The organism is Bradyrhizobium liaoningense (assembly GCF_018130785.1).
GTDB classification, from domain to species: Bacteria; Pseudomonadota; Alphaproteobacteria; order Rhizobiales; family Xanthobacteraceae; genus Bradyrhizobium; species Bradyrhizobium liaoningense_A.
The window spans coordinates 1-18,253 of sequence record NZ_JAFCJT010000022.1 but is presented as its reverse complement, the minus strand read 5'-3'; the positions used below and the strand labels follow the sequence as shown (position 1 = coordinate 18,253).

Here is an 18,253-nt window from a genome sequence, read left to right as displayed (position 1 = left end):
GAGCGAAATCATGTCCGAGCGCACCATCAAGTCCGAGCCCTACGCCTGGCCCTACAATGGCGATCTCCGCCCCGAAAACACCGCGCTCATCATCATCGACATGCAGACCGATTTCTGCGGCGTCGGCGGCTATGTCGACAAGATGGGCTATGACCTTTCGCTGACACGGGCGCCGATCGAGCCGATCAAGAGGCTGCTCGCGGCGATGCGCGCCCAAGGCTTTCACATCATTCATACCCGCGAGGGCCACCGCCCCGATCTCTCCGATCTTCCCGCCAACAAGCAGTGGCGCTCGCGGCAGATCGGTGCCGGCATCGGCGATCCCGGCCCCTGCGGCCGCATCCTGGTGCGCGGCGAGCCGGGCTGGGACATCATCCCGGAGTTGGCCCCGTTGCCGGGCGAGCCGATCATCGACAAGCCCGGCAAGGGCTCGTTCTGCGCCACCGATCTCGAACTGATCCTGCGCGTGCGCGGCATCGAGAACATCGTGCTGACGGGCATCACGACCGACGTCTGCGTCCACACCACGATGCGCGAGGCCAACGATCGCGGCTTCGAATGCGTCCTGCTGCACGATTGCTGCGGCGCGACCGACAAGAGCAACCACGAGCATGCACTGAAGATGATCAAGATGCAGGGCGGCGTATTCGGCGCGGTCTCGACGTCGGACTCCTTTATCGGAGCGATTTCGTGATCATCGGCGAGCCGCCTCCGCCGGCGGGCGCTTTCGGCGTCGACGCGATCGCCATGACCATGCGCTTCGGCGACTTCCTGGCGCTGGACGATGTCGAGCTGAAGGTCAGGCCGGGCTCGTTCCACGCGCTGCTCGGCGAAAACGGCGCCGGCAAGTCGACGCTCGTCAAATGCATCATGGGCTACTACCGCGCGACCGAAGGCGACATCATCGTCGGCGGCCGCGAGCAGGCCATCTCCAACCCGAAGGACGCCCACGCGCTCGGCCTCGGCATGGTCTACCAGCATTTTACCCTGGTGCCGGCCATGACGGTCGCGGAAAATCTCGTGCTGGCGCGCGACGATGTGCCGGCCGTGGTGAATTGGCCGAAGGAGATGAAGGAGCTCGAGGCTTTTCTGGCGCGGATGCCGTTCAAGGTGCCGCTCGGCGCCAAGGTCTCCGACATCTCGGCCGGCGAGCGGCAAAAATGCGAAATCATCAAGCAGCTCTATCTGAAGCGCCGCTTCCTGATCCTGGACGAGCCGACCTCGGTATTGACGCCCGCGGAAGCCGACGAAGTGCTCGGCATGCTCCGCGACATGGTCGTCAAGGGCGAGCTGACCATCCTGATGATCACACACAAATTCCGCGAGGTCATGGCTTTCGCCGACGACGTCACCATCCTGCGCCGCGGCAAGCTCGCAGGTGCCGGCAAGGTCGCCGAGCTCACGCCAGACGCGATGGCGCGCACCATGATCGGCGCCGAGGAGCTGACGGTCCAGCCGCCGCGGACCGGCGAAGCCGGAAAGACGCGTCTTGAGCTGGAAAAAGTCCGTGCACTCGACGATGCCGGCGCCATCGCCGTGCACGATGTCTCCCTCATGGTCCGCGCAGGCGAGATCGTCGGCATTGCCGGCGTCTCCGGCAATGGCCAGCGCCAGCTGGTCGAGGTGTTGGCCGGCCAGCGCGAGGCGGAGAGCGGGGAAGTCCGCGTCGCCGGCGAACCCTATCACGCCGGCCGCGAAGAAATGCGCCGCCACAAGATGTCGCTCCTGCCCGAGGAACCGCTGAAGAACGCCTGCGTCGGCGGCATGAGCGTCGCCGACAACATCGCCTTCCGCGAATTCGACCGCGCGCCCTTCGCAAGCCTCGGCTGGTGGCTCAACCGCGGCGCCTTTCGCGACGATGCGAACAGGAAGATCGGCCAATACAAGATCAAGACCCGCACGCCCGATACGCCGATCGCGGCGCTGTCGGGCGGCAACGTCCAGCGCGCCGTGCTGGCGCGCGAGCTTGGCGGCAACGTCGAGGTGCTGATCGCGGCCAATCCCTGCTTCGGCCTCGACTTCGCGGCGGTGGCGCAGATCCACGCCGAGATCATGGCCGCCCGCAACCGTGGCGCCGCCGTGTTGCTCGTCAGCGAGGATCTCGACGAGTTGCTCGAACTCTCCGATCGCCTGGTGGTGATGTTCCACGGCGAATTCGTGTATGAAGCACGAACCAGCGAAGCCGATCTCACCGTGGTCGGCCGGCATATGGCGGGGCATTAACCAGGGAAGAGCGATGAACGACGGATCCGAGCGCGACGAGCACTTCCTCCGCCTGTCCTTTTCGGTCGCCCGACGCTCGCTGACCCATGGTAACCATCCTTTTGGCTGCATCGTCGTCGATGCCGACGGCAAGGTGCTGATCGAGACCGAGAACGGCTACATGCCGGATCATGACGGCACCGCGCATGCCGAGCGCCTCGCGGCCACGCAGACCTGCCGCACGCTCGACCGCGAGGTGCTGGCGAAGGCGACGCTCTATTCTTCGGCAGAGCCCTGCGCGATGTGCGCCGGCGCGATCTACTGGGCCGGCATCGGCCGCGTCGTCTACGGCCTCAGCGAGAACCGCCTGCGCGGTGTCACCGGCAACCACCCGGAGAACCCCACGCTCGATTTGCCCTGCCGCGAGGTCTTTGCCAGCGGCCAGCGGCCAACGGAGGTTGTGGGGCCGCTGCTCGAGGACGAGGCCGAAGCGCTGCACGACGGCGTGTGGACAAAGTAGGCGCCGCCACACACTCGGCTTCGTAGGATGGGCAAAGCGAAGCGTGCCCACCAATCCCAACCGCTCGGAGATGGTGGGCACGGCGCGTTGCGCCTCCGCCCACCCTACACTCTCACAAACGCCGATGGCGCCGCGCATCTCTGCGCAACGCCATCCTAACCTGAAGACCCCCAGCCGATCAGAACTTCACAGTGATGCCGCCGTAAACCGTGGATTCGGTGCAGCTCTTTGTGCTCTGGCCTGTCGCGGCGACGGTGCAGACGCCGGGCATGGCGTTGTGGTCGAGGCCGAACTTGTTCTGCCAGTAGCGGTAGGCGACCCATAGGTCGACAAAGTGCGAGTACTTGTCACCCCAGACCGCCTTCGAGGCATCGAAGGTCAGGCGGATCGGCTCGCTGTTCAGCTCGGTTTTGGATGCGGTCGAGAACCGGCCGGGGCCCGAGAGCGCAGGCAGGCCGTTCGAGTCGCCCTTCGGTCCGTACCAGCCGGCACGGCCGCTGATCGACCAGAACTGCATGTTCGGCGGCAGGAAGCCGAGGTCCATGTAGTAGTTGATCTCGACGGCCCAAGTCGGGTTGTAGCTGACATTGCCATCGGAGTTACAGCTCACACCCGGGAGGGGGCCAGCAAAACCGCTGCCGCACTGAGTGAAGGCGTTGTGGTTGGAGAACTCCCAGTACATCAAGGGCGCGACGTTGATGTAGCCCTTGTAAGGAAGATCGAAGGCGAACTGGAGACCGGCAACGACGTCCCGCTTCGCGGGCGCCAAGAAGGTGTTCTCGGAATTGCCATCCATACCGACTTCAAACGAAATGTTCTGCAACGGCCCCGTGGTGAAGGCCTGGGTGTTGAAGAGCTGGTTCCAGCCGAAGGTCGAGCGGAACAGGCCGTAGATCTCGGTCGCGCCGGCGCAGTCGGCTGCACCGAAGGAGGAAGATAGACCAGGTGCGATACAGGGCGATGCAGGGTCGTTATGGCCCGACTTGAACATCGAGATGGTGAAGAAGTTGGTGCCATAGGCCCAGAGGTCGAAGTGGGTGAACGAATAGACCTGCTTGGCGGTCGTACCGTTGATGCTGCCGTTCGGATTGACGCTCCACATGCCGGGGTCAGTGCCTTTAGGCATCCAGGAGAACGTGACGCGGTTGTCGATCACCAGGAAAAACGGGACGTCCGAGGCTTTCTTGGCAGCCTTGACCGGCAGGTCCGCTGCCTGAGCCAGGCCACTGGTAGTGAGTGTAGCAATCGACAGCACCGCGGCTGCGATTGCCTTGAAACGAAACGACATCCTGAATACCCCCAAGTTTGGACACGTAAAAATGAACGCCCCTTGGGTGCGACACTTGCGCCGATCTCCCGGAGTGAGAAGCCTCAACTTCTTTCAAGGCATGCCGCTTGTTTCGGCAGGAAGCGGCCTTTCAACCCGGGAATTCGAGGATTTTTTCCGTTTCGCTGTTGCGTGCGCGCAGTGACACGATGCCGAACATTCCCGTTTGATTTCATTTGTCTTTTGTGGCGGCGCTAGAATGCAGACGCAATTGTCGACCACCTGTTGGGCCGGTGGGGAATTGCATACGCGCGCCGGCGCGACTTTGCTCAACTTCAGGTCAGGCCTGCACAGCGGGTTCCGATTTGGTTTGAGCCGTCACAAATTTGCAACAGGCGTCTCTCGCAGGAGGCCGCCGCAATGGCTCTCCCGAATGTCGGACGATCATCGACTGACAAGGTCGCGACTCGCGACACAGACCGCCTGCCGAGGCGTTGAGCAAGGGATGACGCTTTTTCACATCTTACGCGACGGTTCAAACTAGCCCACAATTGAGGCACGTCACCCCGTGCCAGCGCATCAGCGAATGTTAGACCAGACGTCCAACGACCTGCATTCCGGCGAGCCCCCTCTGCTTCAGACGATCGGGCTCACCAAGCGCTATGGTGATTTCCTCGCCAACGACTCCATCAGCATCGACATCCAGCCGAAACAGATCCATGCCCTGCTCGGCGAGAACGGCGCCGGCAAGTCGACGCTGGTCAAGGCGATCTACGGGCTGATCCAGCCCAGCGCCGGCGAGATCCGCTGGCAGGGCCACCCCATCGTGCTGTCGGGTCCCTCAGAGGCGCGCAGGCGCGGCATCGGCATGGTGTTCCAGCATTTCTCGCTGTTCGACAATCTCACCGTTGCCGAGAACGTCGCGCTCGGCCTCGACGGCAGGGAATCCTTCAAGGACATGTCGGCGCGGCTGGAGCAGGTGTCGAAGACCTATGGACTGCCGCTCGATCCCAGGCGCGAGGTCTGGCAACTCTCCGTCGGCGAGCGCCAGCGCATCGAGATCGTCCGCGCGCTGATGCAGGATCCGAAATTCCTGATCCTGGACGAGCCCACCGCGGTCCTGACGCCGCAGGAAGCCGACCAGCTCTTCACCGTGCTGGAGCGGCTCAAGGCCGAAGGCCGCGCCATCCTCTACATCAGCCACAAGTTGGAGGAGGTGAAGCGGCTCTGTGACACCGCGACGATCCTGCGCGGCGGCAAGAAGGTCGCAACCTGCAATCCCGGGCTCGAGACCGCCGCCTCGCTCGCGCGGATGATGGTCGGAAGCGAGATCAGGGAAGTGAAGGCGCCCGCCGACCGGAAGACTACCGTACCGCGGCTCGTCGTCAACGATCTCTCGCTGGCGCCGGGCGAGGCGCATGGCGTGCGGCTCGAGCACATCTCGTTCGAGCTGAAGGGCGGCGAAATCCTCGGCATTGCCGGCGTCGCTGGCAACGGCCAGGACGAGTTGTTCGCTGCGTTGTCCGGCGAGCGACTCTCCAAAGACCCCGGCACCGTCGTGATCGAAGGCATCGCCGCCGGCCATCTCTCGATCACGCAGCGGCGCAAGCTCGGCGCCGCCTTCGTGCCGGAAGAGCGGCTCGGCCACGGCACCGCGCCGCGCATGAAGCTGTCGGAGAACGCGCTGCTGACGGGGCATGCAGCCAGCGGCATGGTCCATCACGGCTTCATCGACACCGCGGCCGCGCTGAACACCGTCGACCGCGCGACCGAAACGTTCGACGTGCGCAAGGCCAAGCGCGATCCGGAAGCAGCATCCCTGTCCGGCGGCAATCTGCAGAAGTTCATCGTCGGCCGTGAGATCCTGCGCAACCCCGCGGTGCTGGTGGTGAGCCAGCCGACCTGGGGCGTCGACGCCGGCGCCGCGGCCGTGATCCGTCAGGCGCTGCTTGATCTCGCAACCGCAGGCGCCGCCGTGCTGGTGACCAGCCAGGATCTCGACGAGCTCGCCGAAATCGCCGATCGGATCGCCGTGATGTTCCACGGCCGGCTCTCGGCGCCGCTTGCCACGAGCGAAGCCACGCGCGAAAAACTCGGCCTGTTGATGGGGGGCAGCAGCCTGGAGCCGAAGGAGGCCGCGCATGCAGTTGGTGCTTGAGAAGCGCGCCGAGCGCTCGAAAACGATCGCGCTGGTTTCTCCGCTGATCGCGATCGGCCTCACGATCATCACCATGGTCATCCTGTTCGCGATCCTCGGCAAGAATCCGATGCTCGCACTGCACGCCTACTTCATCGCGCCATTGACCGACGGCTATTCGCTGCAGGAGATCGCGGTCAAGGCCACGCCTCTGGTGATGATCGCGATCGGGTTGTCGCTCTGCTACCTCGCCAATGCCTGGAACATCGGCGCCGAGGGCCAATTCCTGATCGGCGCTGTCGCCGGAAGCTGGATCGCGGTGAAGACGCAGGGCACCGATGCCGGCGCCTGGGTGCTTCCGGTCATGCTCGTGCTCGCCGCCGCGGCAGGCGCGCTCTATGCGCTGATCCCGGCGATCTGCAAGGTGAAGTTCGGCGCCAGCGAAATCCTGACCAGCCTGATGCTGGTCTATGTCGCCGACCTCTTCCTCGACTACCTCGTGCGCGGACCCTGGCGCGATCCGCATGGCTTCAATTTCCCGACCACGGCCGAGTTCGATCCTGTAGCGACGGTGCCGCTCCTGATAGAAGGCGGCCGGCTGCATCTCGGCTCGATCATCGCCCTGCTCGTCGTCGCGGCAGCCGCGATCCTGCTCGGACGCACCATCAAAGGCTTCGAGATCCGCGTGGTCGGCGCGGCGCCGCGCGCCGCACGGTTCGGCGGCTTCAACGCCAACCAGTTGGTCATCCTGACTTTCGCTGTGTCGGGCGCGCTCGCAGGCCTTGCCGGCATCATCGAGGTCGCGGGCCCCGTCGGGCATCTCCAGCCCGGCATCTCGCCCGGCTACGGCTTCACCGCGATCATCGTCGCCTTCCTCGGCCGGCTGAACCCGCTTGGAATATTAATTGCAGGCCTTTTCCTCGCACTGACCTTTATCGGCGGCGAGCAGGCGCAGATCGCGATGAAGATCCCGTTGGACGTCACCAAGGTCTTCCAGGGCATCCTGCTGTTCTACGTGCTCGCCTGTGACTCCCTCATTCTCTATCGCTTCAAGCTGGTGTTCCCGAACCGACAGGTGGCCCGTGGAATTGGTTGAAGCCATCATCCTCGCGGTGCTCGCCGCATCGACGCCGCTCCTGATCGCGGGGACCGGTGAGCTCGTGACCGAGCGCTCCGGCGTGCTCAATCTCGGCGTCGAGGGCATGATGATCGTCGGCGCGGCCTGCGGCTTTGCGGGTGCGTGGCTCACCGGCTCGATCTTCATCGGCGCACTGTTCGGCATCGTCGCGGGCACGCTGATGTCGCTGATCTTCGCGCTGATGGCGCTCGGACTCGCCGTCAACCAGGTTGCAACGGGTCTCGCGCTGACCATCCTCGGAGTCGGCCTGTCCGGCCTGATCGGCGCGGGCTTCGTCGGCGAGCGCATCACGCCCGCGATACACCTCGCCATTCCCGGCCTCACGGACATGCCGCTGATTGGCCGGGTGCTGTTCGGCGAGGACGCCTTCGTCTATTTCTCCATCGCACTCGTTATCGGCGTCTGGTGGTTCCTGTACCGCACGCGAGCGGGATTGATCCTGCGTGCCTGCGGCGACAATCATGTCTCCGCGCATGCACTCGGCTACCCCGTGCTGCGCATCCGCACCTTCGCCGTGATGTTCGGCGGAGCCTGCGCAGGACTTGCCGGCGCCTACCTGCCGCTCGCCTACACGCCGTTCTTCATTCCCGGCATGACCGCGGGCCGCGGCTGGATCGCGCTGGCGTTGGTCGTGTTTTCGTCCTGGCGGCCCGGCCGGCTCGTGGTCGGCGCCTATCTGTTCGGCGCGGTGACGATCCTGCAACTGCACGCGCAAGGCTGGGGCGTGGGCATTCCCTCGCAGTTCATGTCGGCGCTGCCTTACCTCGCAACCGTCATCGTCCTGGTCCTGCTCTCACGCGCGCGCACCGGCGGCTCGACCGCGCCGGCCGCGCTCGGCACCGTGTTCGTGCCGGACCGCTGAATTTCGTTTCCGCGGCGTGCGCGATGGGGCGCGCACGTTGCGGATCGTGGCTGTCCCCTGATGTTTGGAGATTGATGATGAGGAAATCGCTTCTTGCGCTGGCTGCCGGGCTTTTGCTTGCCGGAAGCGTCAGTGCAGCCTCCGCCGCCGACAAGTTGAAGGTCGGTTTCATCTATCTGGGTCCGATCGGAGACTTGGGCTGGACCTACCAGCACGACCTCGCGCGCCAGGCCCTGGTGAAGGAGCTGGGCGACAAGATCGAGACCACCTATCTCGAGAACGTGCCCGAAGGTCCCGACGCCGAGCGCTCTATCGAGCAGCTCGTCCGCGCCGGCAACAAGCTGATCTTCACGACCTCGTTCGGCTACATGGACCCGACGCTGAAGGTCGCCAAGAAATATCCGAACGTGCATTTCGAGCACGCCACCGGCTACAAGCGCAACCCGAACATGTCGACCTACTCGGCCAAATGGTGGCAGGGCCGCTATATCCAGGGCCTGATCGCGGCCAAGATGTCGAAGTCGGGTGTGCTCGGCTATATCGGCTCGTTCCCGATTCCGGAGGTCGTCTCCGGCATCAACGCGACGATCCTGGCAGCGCAGACCATCAACCCGAACATCAAGGTCAAGATCATCTGGGCCAATACCTGGTTCGACCCGGGCAAGGAGGCCGACGCCGCCAAGGCGCTGATCGACCAGGGCGCCGACGTGATCATGCAGCACACGGATTCGCCAGCGGCGATGCAGATCGCCAGCGAACGCGGCAAGCTCGCTTTCGGCCAGGATTCCGAGATGATCAAATTCGGGCCCAAGACCCAGCTCACCTCGATCCTGGACACCTGGGGCCCTTACTACATCGAGCGCGTCAAGGCCGAGCTCGCCGGCACCTGGAAGTCCGAGGACAGCTGGGGCGGCCTCGACAGCCACATGTTCGCGATGGCGCCCTACACCAACATGCCTGATGACGTGAAGAAGATCGCCGAAGATGCCCAGGCCGCGATCACGGCGGGCAAGCTGCATCCGTTCAAATGCCCGATCGTTGGGCAGGACGGCAAGCCGGTCGAGTGCAAAGGTGGCGATCACCTCGATGACGGCCAGATCCTCGGCATGAATTTCTACGTCAAGGGGATCGACGACAAGCTGCCGGGCAAGTAGCACGCTTCTTGCATTGCCTAGATCACCTGCTCCTCCCGGAGGAGGTTCGGAGGGGGTGGCCAGAAGCACCCGGCACTTGTGGTCGCCCCCTCTTTCTATCTTCGCCTGGATTATCCCGCCTGCATCGCCCGCGCCGCGGAACTGTGGCGCCGGATGAGATCGGCGACATCCAGTCCCGGGATCGCGCCGTCAATCACGGCCCATTTCCCCGCCACCATCACGCGGTCGGCCCGATGCGCCCCGCACAGCACCAGTGCGGCCAAGGGATCGCCGTGGCCGGAGAAACGCAATTCGTCGAGCTTGAACAGCGCAAGATCGGCGGCCTTGCCGATAGCGATCTCGCCGAGCTCCGGCCGGCCGACACAAGCCGCCGAACCCTTGGTGGCCCAGCGCAGCGCGTCCTTGTGGCTGACCTTCGTCACGCCATAACGGGCTCGTTGCAGCAGGAATGCGGCCCGCACCTCCTGCATCAAATTCGATCCGTCGTTCGAGGCCGAGCCGTCGACGCCGATGCCGATGCCGACACCGGCCTCCTCCATCTCGCAGACGGGGCAGCAGCCGGACGCGAGGAGTTGGTTGCTGCATGCGCAATGGCTGATGGTCGTCCTCGCTCTGCCGAGCCGCTTCATCTCCTCCGCATTGAAGAAGATGCCGTGAGCGAGCCAGGTCCGCGCATTGAGCCAGCCGCATTGCTCGAGATAGTCGAGCGGACGGCAGCCATACATCTGCTGGCAGAATTTATTCTCGTCCTCGGACTCGGCGAGATGGGTGTGCAGGCGCACATCGAGCTTGTCGGCGAGATCGGCGGTGGCGCGCATCAGCGAGGTCGTCACCGAGAAGGGTGAGCAGGGAGCGAGCGCAATCTGCACCATCGCATCCACGCCGCGCTGGTGATGCTTTGCGACTACGCGTGCGCTGTCGGCCAGGATCGTATCCTCGTCCTGCACGACGCTGTCAGGCGGCAGCCCGCCGTCGCGCTGCGACAGGTTCATCGAGCCGCGCGTCAGCAGCACCCGGACACCGAGCCGTTTTGCGACCGCGACCTCGATATCGACGGACTCCTCGAGCCCCGCCGGGAACACATAGTGGTGATCCGTTGTGGTGGTGCAGCCCGAGAGCAGGAGCTCTGACATCGCCACGGTGACGCCAAGCTCGAGCGATTCCGGCGTCAGCTTCGCCCAGACCGGATAGAGCGCCTGGAGCCAGGGAAACAGCTCGCGGTCCATCGCCGCCGGCAGCGCCCGCGTCAGCGTCTGGTAGAAATGATGATGCGTGTTGATCAGGCCCGGCAGCACGACATGCTCGCCCGCATCGAACACCGCGACGTCCGCCGTCGCGGGCCTGCCGCCGGCCGGCACGAGCTCGACAATCCGGCCATCCCTCACCACGATGCCGCACTCGGCGCCGTCGGCGAGGATGGCGAGGGGATCCCTGATCCAGATCGGCTTTGCGTCGCTCATGATCCTGGTTCTCCTCACATCCGCTCATGACGGGCCGGCACGGCGGCCGCAGGCCCGATCACCTTCATGCTACGACTTGCTTGTTGCGACTTCGCTCCGGTCTTGCAAGACTCATCTGTACGATTCACCGGGCGAAAGCTTTGGCGCAGCCATGGATTTGAATACCATCACGACGGTGGCCCATCCGCAAACGCGCGCACAGCTGCCCGCCTGGGCGGCAGGTGATGCTTGGCTCGCGGGCGGCACCTGGCTGTTCTCCGAGCCCCAGGTCCACCTGAAGCGGCTGATCGATCTCACTGATCTGAAATGGCCGGCGCTGACGATCACCGACACCCATCTCACGATCTCCGCCACCTGCACCATCACGCAGCTCGATGGTTTCGCCTGCCCGCCCGACTGGCTCGCGGCACCGCTGATCGGCCAGTGCTGCCGGGCCTTCCTCGCCTCATTCAAGATCTGGAAGACCGCAACCGTCGGCGGCAATCTCTGCATGTCGCTGCCGGCGGGACCGATGATCTCGCTCACATCCGCGCTGGACGGCGTCTGCACGATCTGGAAGGCCGGCGGCGGTGAAGAGAAGATACCCGTCGTCGACTTCGTTACCGGCAACCAGCGCAACCGCCTGACGCCAGGCGACCTGCTCCGGCAGATCGATATCCCGATTGCCGCGTTGAAGCGCCGCACGGCCTTTCGCCAGATCTCGCTGGCACCGGTCGGCCGCTCGGCGGCGCTTCTGATCGGCGGCCTGGATAGCGATGGCTCGCTGACGCTGTCGGTGACCGCATCGACGGTGCGACCGATCCAGCTATCCTTTCGCAAGGCCCCGGACGCGAACGCGCTTCGCGACGCGATCGCACGACAGATCCCGGATGACCTGTACCACACCGACATCCACGGCAAGCCGCTCTGGCGCAAGCATATGACGCTAAGGCTCGCCGAGGAGATTCGCGGTGAGCTCCTGGGGGCGATGTCGTCATGAGTTTCGACGTCAACGGCAAGACGTTTCCACAAGAGCCGCGCGCAGGGCAATGCCTGCGCACGTTCCTGCGCGAGCTCGGCCATTTTGGTGTGAAGAAGGGCTGCGATGCCGGCGACTGCGGCGCCTGCACCGTGCTGCTCGACGGTGAGCCCGTGCATAGCTGCCTGATCCCGGCGTTCCGCGCCGAGGGGCGCGCCGTCACCACGATCGAAGGGCTTGGCGGAGAGACCGGCGCGCATCCGATGCAGCAGGCTTTCCTCGACGCGCAAGGCTTTCAATGCGGCTTCTGCACCGCCGGCATGGTCCTGACCTGCGCCTCGCTGAACCAGGCGCAGCGCACCGATCTCGGATCGGCGCTGAAGGGAAACATCTGCCGCTGCACCGGCTATCGCGCGATCGAGGACGCGCTGCTCGGCAAGACCAATGTCGAGGCGAGCGTGGAGGCCGGCGCCGCATTCGGCCGCAGCCTGCCGGCGCCCGCAGGTCCCGACGTCGTGCGCGGCAAGGCGCGATACACGTTCGACACCGCAATCGACGGTCTGCTCCACATCAAGCTGCTTCGTTCGCCGCACGCCCACGCGAAGATCGTCGCGATCGACAGGTCGGACGCGCTGCGCGTTCCCGGCGTGCATGCCGTGCTGACGCATGAGGATGCGCCATCGGTCCTGATTTCGACCGCGCGGCACGAGAAGGACTGGATGGACCCGGAGGACACCCGCATCCTCGATGACGTCGTCCGCTTCATCGGACAGAAGGTCGCCGCCGTCGTCGCCGACAGCGAGGCCGCCGCCGAGGAGGCGTGCCGCCGGCTTAAGGTCGATTACGAGATCCTCCCTGCGCTGATCGATCCGGAGCAGGCGATGGCGCCGGGAGCGCCTATTCTGCATCCTGACCGCACCACCGCGAACCGCATCGCCGATCCCCAGCGCAACCTCGCAGCGGAGACGCATGGCGAGTTCGGCGATGTCGCGGCTGCACTCGCCAAATCCGCCGTCACCTACGAGGCCACGTTCCACAGTCATCGCGTGCAGCATGCCGCGCTGGAGACCCATGGCGGCCTCGCCTGGCTCGATCAGGCCGGCGTACTCAACGTCCGCACCTCGACGCAGGTGCCGTTCCTGACCCGCCGTGCGCTGTCGGACATATTCAAGCTCCCCATGGACAAGGTCCGCGTGTTCTGCGAACGCGTCGGCGGCGGCTTTGGCGGCAAGCAGGAGATGTTCGTCGAAGACATCCTGGCCCTCGCCACGATGAAGACCGGACGTCCGGTGAAGCTGGAGCTCACGCGCGAGGAGCAGTTCATCGCGACCTCGACGCGGCACCCGATGCGGGTCCACATCAAGGCCGGCGCCGATGCCGACGGCAAGCTCACCGCCCTCCAGCTCGACGTACTCTCCAACACCGGCGCCTACGGCAATCATGCCGGCCCCGTGATGTTCCACTCACTGTCCGAATCCATCGCCGTCTACAATTGCCCGAACAAGAAGGTCGACGGCTTCGCCGTCTACACCAACACGGTGCCATCGGGCGCGTTTCGCGGCTATGGCCTGCCCCAGACGCAGATCGCGATCGAAGCCGCGATCGACGAGTTGGCAAGGCAGCTCGGCATCAGCCCCTACGACATGCGCCGACGCAACGTCGTCAGGCACGGCGACCCCATGCTGTCGCCGCCGCCGTCGGAATTTCACGACGTGCTCTACGGCTCCTACGGGCTCGACCAGTGCATCGACCTCGTCGAGCGCGCGATGCAGGCAGATAGGCCGCAGCCGGAGCTGTCGCCGGAATGGCTGATCGGCGACGGCGTCGCGCTGACCATGATCGACACGGTGCCGCCGGCCGGCCATCTCGCGGATGCGATGATCGCGCTCAACGACGACGGCGCCTTCGATCTCACCGTCGGCACCGCCGAATTCGGCAATGGCACCAGCACCGTGCACCGGCAGATCGCGGCGACGACGCTCGCAACCACCGTCGACAGGGTCCACCTGCGACAGTCCGACACCGCCCATGGCGGCCACGACACCGGCGCCTATGGCAGCGCCGGCACCTTCGTCGCGGGCAAGGCAACGCACGAAGCCGCCATGCAGCTCGCCACCGAGCTGAAGGTCGCGGCGGCCAGCGCGTGGCTGTGCGACGCCTCGAGTTGCGCGCTCGATGACGAAGCTGTTGTCAGCGGCGTACGGCGCATGTCGTTTGCAGAGCTCGCGAAGCTTTCTCGCGAACGCGGGCAACCGTTCTCAGCCAGCGGCAATTCCGGCGGCACGCCGCGCTCGGTCGGCTTCAACGTCCAGGGCTTTCGCGTCGCCGTCAATAAAGCCACCGGCGAGCTCAAGATTCTTCGCAGCGTGCAGGCGGCGGACGCGGGCGTCGTCGCCAATCCGATGCAGTGTCGCGGCCAGGTCGAAGGTGGTGTCGCGCAGGCGCTTGGTGCTGCACTCTACGAGGAGATGGTGATCGACGCGACGGGCCGCGTCACCAACCCGAAGTTTCGCGACTACCACCTGCCCTCCTTCGCAGACGTTCCGCGCACGGAGGTCTTCTTCGCCGAGACATCCGATACGATCGGGCCGCTGGGCGCCAAGTCGATGAGCGAGAGCCCGTACAATCCAGTTGCCGCTGCGCTCGGCAACGCGATCGCGGATGCAACCGGCATCCGCTTCACCGCGCCGCCCTTCAAGCCGGACCGGCTGTTTCCGGCGCTGCACGACAAATTCGGTAGTTAGCTGCCGCGATAGGTAGAGTAGCTCCACGGCGTGACCAGCAGCGGCACGTGATAATGCCCCTCCGGCTCGCTGATCGCAAAGCGCAGCGGGATCTCGTCAAGGAACGGTGGATCTGACAGCGGCACGTTGCGTTCCGCGTAGTATTTGGCAACGCTGAATTTGAGCTCGTAGCGGCCGATCGGCAGCGGGCGGCCGCCGATCAGCGGCTGGTCGGTGCGGCCGTCCGCGTTGGTGACGGCGCGCGCAATGACGCGATTTTCGCCGAGATTCGCAAGCTCGACCAGCTCGACCGCAATACCGGACGCAGGCTTGCCGGCGTGATTGTCCAGCACATGGGTTGAGAGCAGGCCGTGCACCTTCAGCTTGTCGTCGGCGACGACGAGGTGGTCGAGCCGCAGCGCGGAAATGCGTCCGATCTCCTCGATCGCGCGCCGCGTCTCGGTCTTGGCGATATTGCGCAACCGCGTCTCGAAGTCGCGCAGCACGGAATCCCTGCTGTGACGGCGCACGCAGACGATATAGGGGAAGCCGAACTTGTCGCGATAGGCGTTGTTGACGCGTTCGAATGCGGCATATTCGGCATCCGACAGCCGGTCGAGGCCGGCGCTGTTCTGCTCGTCGGTCGACTCCGCCGTGAGGCCCGCCGCGCGCTGGGTCTTGTTGGCGAGGTTGGGATGCGCCCGGATCAGCGCGAGCTGCACGTCGGGCTCGGCGCTCTGGATCGCTGCCATCAGTGCTGAGTGCAACTGGTTGATACCGGCGAACGGCCGCTGCCCGGCAAGTTTCTCCGCAATCCACGGTGAATATTCGACGACGTTGGCAAGGACCGCGACAAAGCCGGCCTGATCAGCAGCATTGAGATCGGCGAGCGAGATTTGCGCCATCGTTCTCACCCGATCTCGAATGCGTCGGCGGCGAGATGCGCATGCTTGTCGTGCCAGTGCTGCGCGATCTGGAGCCGCGTCGGCACCCAGACGCGATCGTGCTTGCCGATATAATCGAGGAAGCGGATCAGTCCCGCGGCGCGACCGGGCCGGCCGGCAAGACGGCAGTGCAGCCCCACCGACATCATCTTCGGCGCGGTCTCACCCTCGGCATAGAGCACGTCGAAGGCGTCCTTCAGATAGGTGAAGAACTGCTCGCCTTCGGCAAACCCCTGCGGGTTGATGAAGCGCATGTCGTTGGCGTCTAACGTATAGGGAATGATGAGCTGCTTCCCGCTCACGCCCTTGACCCAATAGGGCAGATCGTCGGCATAGGAATCGCAGAGATAGAGGAAGCCGCCCTCCTCCATCAGCAGACGATTGGTGTTGATCGAGGAGCGGCCGGTGTACCAGCCGAGCGGCCGCGAACCGGTCGCCTCGGTATGGACGCGAATGGACTCGGCGATCTCGGCACGCTCCTGCGCCTCGGTCATGTCCTTGTGCTCGATCCATTTCAGGCTGTGGCTCGCGATATCCCAGCCCGCCTCCTTCATCGCCGCGACGATCTCGGGATTGCGCTTCAACGCCGTGGCAACGCCGAACACGGTGGTCGGCCACTTCCGCTCGTTGAACATCCGCCATAGCCGCCAGAAGCCGGCGCGCGAGCCATATTCGAACATCGACTCGATATTGGCGTGGCGCTGGCCCGGCCAGGGCTGCGCACCGAGGACGTCGGACAGAAACGCTTCCGAGGCGCGATCGCCGTGCAAGATGTTGTTCTCGCCGCCTTCCTCGAAGTTGACGACGAACTGCACCGCGACCCGCGCGTTATCCGGCCATTGCGGATGCGGCGGGTTGCGGCCGTAGCCGCGGAGATCGCGCGGGTAGCGGGTATCACTCACTCAGACTTCCTCGAAGCGGATCGGGAGGGCGCCCTTCCAGAGCACGCTCTTGCCGAGCGTCGCCAGATTCTCCAGGCCCGAGGTCAGCGTGATAAAATGGTTGCCGGCGAGCTGGCCCATTTTGCTGGCGAAGTGCACGCCGCCATAGGCAAGCAGGATCTCGGTTTCGCTGATGCCGCCGGGATAGAGGATGATCTGGCCGGGCGCCGGATAGCTCGTGTGGTTCTCGTAGCCGACGCCGAAATCGAGATCGCCGAGGGGCATCCACACGCCCTCGCCGCTCCAGCGCACATGGATGATGTGGCTTTCGAACGGCAGCGCCTTGCGGAACGCAGCGACGGTCTTGGGCGCGAGCTGCTCCTCGAAGCGGGCATCGAAGGTGAAATCACCGGCGCGGATAACGAGTTTGCTCATCTCATCTCTCTGGATCGAAAGGGCGGCGGGCCCCCATGGGAATTTTCAAGCAAAGAGCATTCCAGAGGGCTTCGCGCAAGTGGCGCGGCCCGTCATCTGCGGTCGTAGGACCAGCCGAAGATACCGCTGCGCCGCACCTCCGGCTCAGGCTCGGCGGCAGGCTGCGGCGCCTCCTTCAGTTCCGCCTGGGGCGGAGAAGGCGGCGCCGGCAGATTCTCGCATTTCATGGAGTAGACCAGCTTTCCGTCCGCGGTCCGCCCGATCGGGGCGCACGGGTCTGGATGCGCAGCCGAGGCCTTTGGCGTGAGCTTAACCTGCGCGGCCGCCGGCGAGGCGATCAGGAGAAGGACCAGCAGATATTTCGACATCGTTGTCGCCTGGAAACTCAATTCGCCTCATTGAACCGGATTGCCAGGGTCAAGTCCACCGGCGGTGCGGGCACGATTGCCGAATATTTGGCCGGGGCTAGAAAATTTGCTCGCCCCAACGTGATGGCTACGCTTCGGATCGTGAAACCGGCCGGCTGATATTCGGCAGGACACATCGCCATGTCAGCCACGACCGCGAACACTGGCGACCTTTTTCTCACAGCTTGAGTCGCCACCACGGGAGAAACAACCATGCGAAAGACCTTTGCCATTCTCGGCATCACCCTGATTTCCGCCGCCACCATCCAGACCGTCGCCGCGAGCGACCGCCACCACAGAAGCAAGGCACACGCCGCCCCTATCCCCAGTCGGTCCGCGACTCCAACGCGTTCTGGCCGTCGCAGTCGACCACACCCGACTGGCAGCGCTACGCCAACGGCGCACTGTCTGCACCAGCGGGACGGTGATGCGGGCGTAGAACGCGGTTGCTGCGACATCTCTCGTGTCTCGGACGCGCTGCAACGCGCAAGCGTTGCTGCGCAGAGCCGGAACAATGTGGAGACATCGGCCCCGGCTCTGCAGCGCACCGCAAGAGCGCTGCGCTTCGTCCGGGGCACGAGAGGGAGTTGTGGCGCTCGCCGCCTCCACATCGTCATTGCGAGCGCAGCGACTTGGGCGCCGAAGCTTCACCGAATGACCCTGGCTGTGTAAAAACGGCGGTCTGCTGTTATGATTCTCCTGTGATTCTTTTGGGGGAATCGATGAGGCGCTTCGTTGAAGAGGCGGATCGTGGGCAGCGGACGCTGTTGCCCGAATGCCTCGATGACTTCATTGACGAGAGTAACCCAGTTCGCGTGATCGACGTATTTGTCGATGCGCTCGGTTTGGCTGAGATGGGCTTTGAGGGTGCGGAGCCGGCGGCCACCGGTCGGCCGTCGTACCATCCCTCGGTGCTCCTTAAGCTTTACATTTACGGCTATCTGAACCGAGTGCAGTCGAGCCGGCGGCTGGAACGAGAGGCCGGGCGCAATATCGAGGTGATGTGGCTGCTGGGTCGGCTCGCTCCCGATCACAAGACGATTGCGGACTTCCGCAAGGACAACGGCCTGGCACTGCGCAAGGTATGTGCGCGCTTCGTCGAACTTTGCCGCGAGATGGGCCTGCTCGCGACAGCGAGCGTCGCCATCGATGGCAGCAAGTTCAA

At 64.6% G+C, this 18,253-nt stretch carries 17 protein-coding genes; 10 read left to right on the top strand and 7 right to left on the bottom strand.

What is annotated here, in order from left to right; genetic code table 11:
* Positions 1-10 precede the first annotated feature (10 nt).
* Genes JQ627_RS30625 through JQ627_RS30615 form a run of 3 tightly spaced genes read left to right on the top strand, consistent with a single transcriptional unit; the run spans position 11 to position 2,722 of the window.
* A complete protein-coding gene (locus tag JQ627_RS30625) occupies positions 11-694 on the top strand; it encodes a cysteine hydrolase family protein (RefSeq protein WP_212488094.1) in 684 nt (227 codons plus the stop codon).
* A complete protein-coding gene (locus tag JQ627_RS30620; protein WP_212488093.1) occupies positions 691-2,223 on the top strand; it encodes an ABC transporter ATP-binding protein in 1,533 nt (510 codons plus the stop codon). The genes JQ627_RS30625 and JQ627_RS30620 overlap by 4 nt, the downstream gene beginning before the upstream one ends.
* A gap of 13 nt (positions 2,224-2,236) precedes the next feature.
* Entirely contained in the window at positions 2,237-2,722 is a 486-nt protein-coding gene (locus JQ627_RS30615) for a nucleoside deaminase (RefSeq protein WP_212488092.1), read from the top strand.
* Positions 2,723-2,900: 178 nt separating this feature from the next.
* Here the strand turns inward: JQ627_RS30615 and JQ627_RS30610 are convergent, their stop codons facing one another.
* Positions 2,901-4,010, bottom strand: a complete 1,110-nt coding sequence (locus JQ627_RS30610; RefSeq protein WP_212488091.1) for a hypothetical protein — start codon at positions 4,008-4,010, stop codon at positions 2,901-2,903.
* A gap of 565 nt (positions 4,011-4,575) precedes the next feature.
* On the opposite strand from JQ627_RS30610, the gene JQ627_RS30605 reads away from it, so the two are divergent.
* From JQ627_RS30605 to JQ627_RS30590, 4 genes are all read left to right on the top strand, one after another.
* Positions 4,576-6,147, top strand: coding sequence for an ABC transporter ATP-binding protein (locus tag JQ627_RS30605; protein WP_212488090.1), 1,572 nt, complete (start codon positions 4,576-4,578; stop codon positions 6,145-6,147).
* Positions 6,131-7,222: an ABC transporter permease gene (locus JQ627_RS30600; RefSeq protein WP_212488089.1), complete on the top strand. Its 1,092-nt coding sequence runs from the start codon at positions 6,131-6,133 to the stop codon at positions 7,220-7,222. Before JQ627_RS30605 ends, JQ627_RS30600 begins: the two co-directional genes overlap by 17 nt.
* Positions 7,209-8,126, top strand: a complete 918-nt coding sequence (locus tag JQ627_RS30595; protein ID WP_212488088.1) for an ABC transporter permease — start codon at positions 7,209-7,211, stop codon at positions 8,124-8,126. The genes JQ627_RS30600 and JQ627_RS30595 overlap by 14 nt, the downstream gene beginning before the upstream one ends.
* A gap of 77 nt (positions 8,127-8,203) precedes the next feature.
* Entirely contained in the window at positions 8,204-9,280 is a 1,077-nt protein-coding gene (locus JQ627_RS30590; protein WP_212488087.1) for a BMP family ABC transporter substrate-binding protein, read from the top strand.
* A gap of 110 nt (positions 9,281-9,390) precedes the next feature.
* Here the strand turns inward: JQ627_RS30590 and JQ627_RS30585 are convergent, their stop codons facing one another.
* On the bottom strand, positions 9,391-10,740 hold the full coding sequence (locus tag JQ627_RS30585) for an 8-oxoguanine deaminase (protein ID WP_212488086.1): 1,350 nt from the start codon (positions 10,738-10,740) through the stop codon (positions 9,391-9,393).
* A gap of 151 nt (positions 10,741-10,891) precedes the next feature.
* On the opposite strand from JQ627_RS30585, the gene JQ627_RS30580 reads away from it, so the two are divergent.
* Both JQ627_RS30580 and JQ627_RS30575 read left to right on the top strand, forming a co-directional pair.
* Entirely contained in the window at positions 10,892-11,719 is an 828-nt protein-coding gene (locus JQ627_RS30580; RefSeq protein WP_212488085.1) for an FAD binding domain-containing protein, read from the top strand.
* Positions 11,716-14,442 (top strand): molybdopterin-dependent oxidoreductase, encoded by a 2,727-nt coding sequence (locus JQ627_RS30575; RefSeq protein ID WP_212488084.1) that lies wholly within the window; start codon positions 11,716-11,718, stop codon positions 14,440-14,442. Before JQ627_RS30580 ends, JQ627_RS30575 begins: the two co-directional genes overlap by 4 nt.
* Here JQ627_RS30575 and uraD read toward each other — a convergent pair.
* From uraD to JQ627_RS30550, 5 genes are all read right to left on the bottom strand, one after another.
* Complete coding sequence (gene uraD, locus JQ627_RS30570) at positions 14,439-15,326, bottom strand: 2-oxo-4-hydroxy-4-carboxy-5-ureidoimidazoline decarboxylase (RefSeq protein ID WP_212488083.1); 888 nt, start codon at positions 15,324-15,326, stop codon at positions 14,439-14,441. The two genes, JQ627_RS30575 and uraD, sit on opposite strands and share 4 nt — an antisense overlap.
* A 5-nt stretch (positions 15,327-15,331) precedes the next feature.
* Complete coding sequence (puuE, locus tag JQ627_RS30565) at positions 15,332-16,267, bottom strand: allantoinase PuuE (RefSeq protein WP_212488082.1); 936 nt, start codon at positions 16,265-16,267, stop codon at positions 15,332-15,334.
* The gene (locus tag JQ627_RS30560) at positions 16,268-16,681 is read right to left on the bottom strand and encodes a DUF3830 family protein (protein WP_014493672.1); all 414 of its coding nucleotides are present in this window, start codon (positions 16,679-16,681) and stop codon (positions 16,268-16,270) included.
* A 92-nt stretch (positions 16,682-16,773) separates the two neighbouring features.
* On the bottom strand, positions 16,774-17,049 hold the full coding sequence (locus JQ627_RS30555) for a hypothetical protein (protein WP_212488081.1): 276 nt from the start codon (positions 17,047-17,049) through the stop codon (positions 16,774-16,776).
* A gap of 17 nt (positions 17,050-17,066) precedes the next feature.
* The gene (locus tag JQ627_RS30550; RefSeq protein WP_212488080.1) at positions 17,067-17,393 is read right to left on the bottom strand and encodes a hypothetical protein; all 327 of its coding nucleotides are present in this window, start codon (positions 17,391-17,393) and stop codon (positions 17,067-17,069) included.
* A 417-nt stretch (positions 17,394-17,810) separates the two neighbouring features.
* Between JQ627_RS30550 and JQ627_RS30545 the strand changes: the two genes are divergently transcribed.
* A partial coding sequence (locus tag JQ627_RS30545) for a transposase (protein WP_212488079.1) occupies positions 17,811-18,253 on the top strand: 443 nt, incomplete at its 3' end.

What these genes read in the sequence shown, in the direction of transcription:
- JQ627_RS30615 (WP_212488092.1), top strand. Translation starts at nt 2,237, where the DNA reads ATGAACGACGGATCCGAGCGCGACGAGCACTTCCTCCGCCTGTCCTTT.
- JQ627_RS30585 (WP_212488086.1), bottom strand. Translation starts at nt 10,740, where the DNA reads ATGAGCGACGCAAAGCCGATCTGGATCAGGGATCCCCTCGCCATCCTC.
- JQ627_RS30625 (WP_212488094.1), top strand. Translation starts at nt 11, where the DNA reads ATGTCCGAGCGCACCATCAAGTCCGAGCCCTACGCCTGGCCCTACAAT.
- JQ627_RS30600 (WP_212488089.1), top strand. Translation starts at nt 6,131, where the DNA reads ATGCAGTTGGTGCTTGAGAAGCGCGCCGAGCGCTCGAAAACGATCGCG.
- JQ627_RS30560 (WP_014493672.1), bottom strand. Translation starts at nt 16,681, where the DNA reads ATGAGCAAACTCGTTATCCGCGCCGGTGATTTCACCTTCGATGCCCGC.
- JQ627_RS30590 (WP_212488087.1), top strand. Translation starts at nt 8,204, where the DNA reads ATGAGGAAATCGCTTCTTGCGCTGGCTGCCGGGCTTTTGCTTGCCGGA.
- JQ627_RS30575 (WP_212488084.1), top strand. Translation starts at nt 11,716, where the DNA reads ATGAGTTTCGACGTCAACGGCAAGACGTTTCCACAAGAGCCGCGCGCA.
- JQ627_RS30555 (WP_212488081.1), bottom strand. Translation starts at nt 17,049, where the DNA reads ATGTCGAAATATCTGCTGGTCCTTCTCCTGATCGCCTCGCCGGCGGCC.
- JQ627_RS30580 (WP_212488085.1), top strand. Translation starts at nt 10,892, where the DNA reads ATGGATTTGAATACCATCACGACGGTGGCCCATCCGCAAACGCGCGCA.
- JQ627_RS30605 (WP_212488090.1), top strand. Translation starts at nt 4,576, where the DNA reads ATGTTAGACCAGACGTCCAACGACCTGCATTCCGGCGAGCCCCCTCTG.
- JQ627_RS30610 (WP_212488091.1), bottom strand. Translation starts at nt 4,010, where the DNA reads ATGTCGTTTCGTTTCAAGGCAATCGCAGCCGCGGTGCTGTCGATTGCT.
- uraD (WP_212488083.1), bottom strand. Translation starts at nt 15,326, where the DNA reads ATGGCGCAAATCTCGCTCGCCGATCTCAATGCTGCTGATCAGGCCGGC.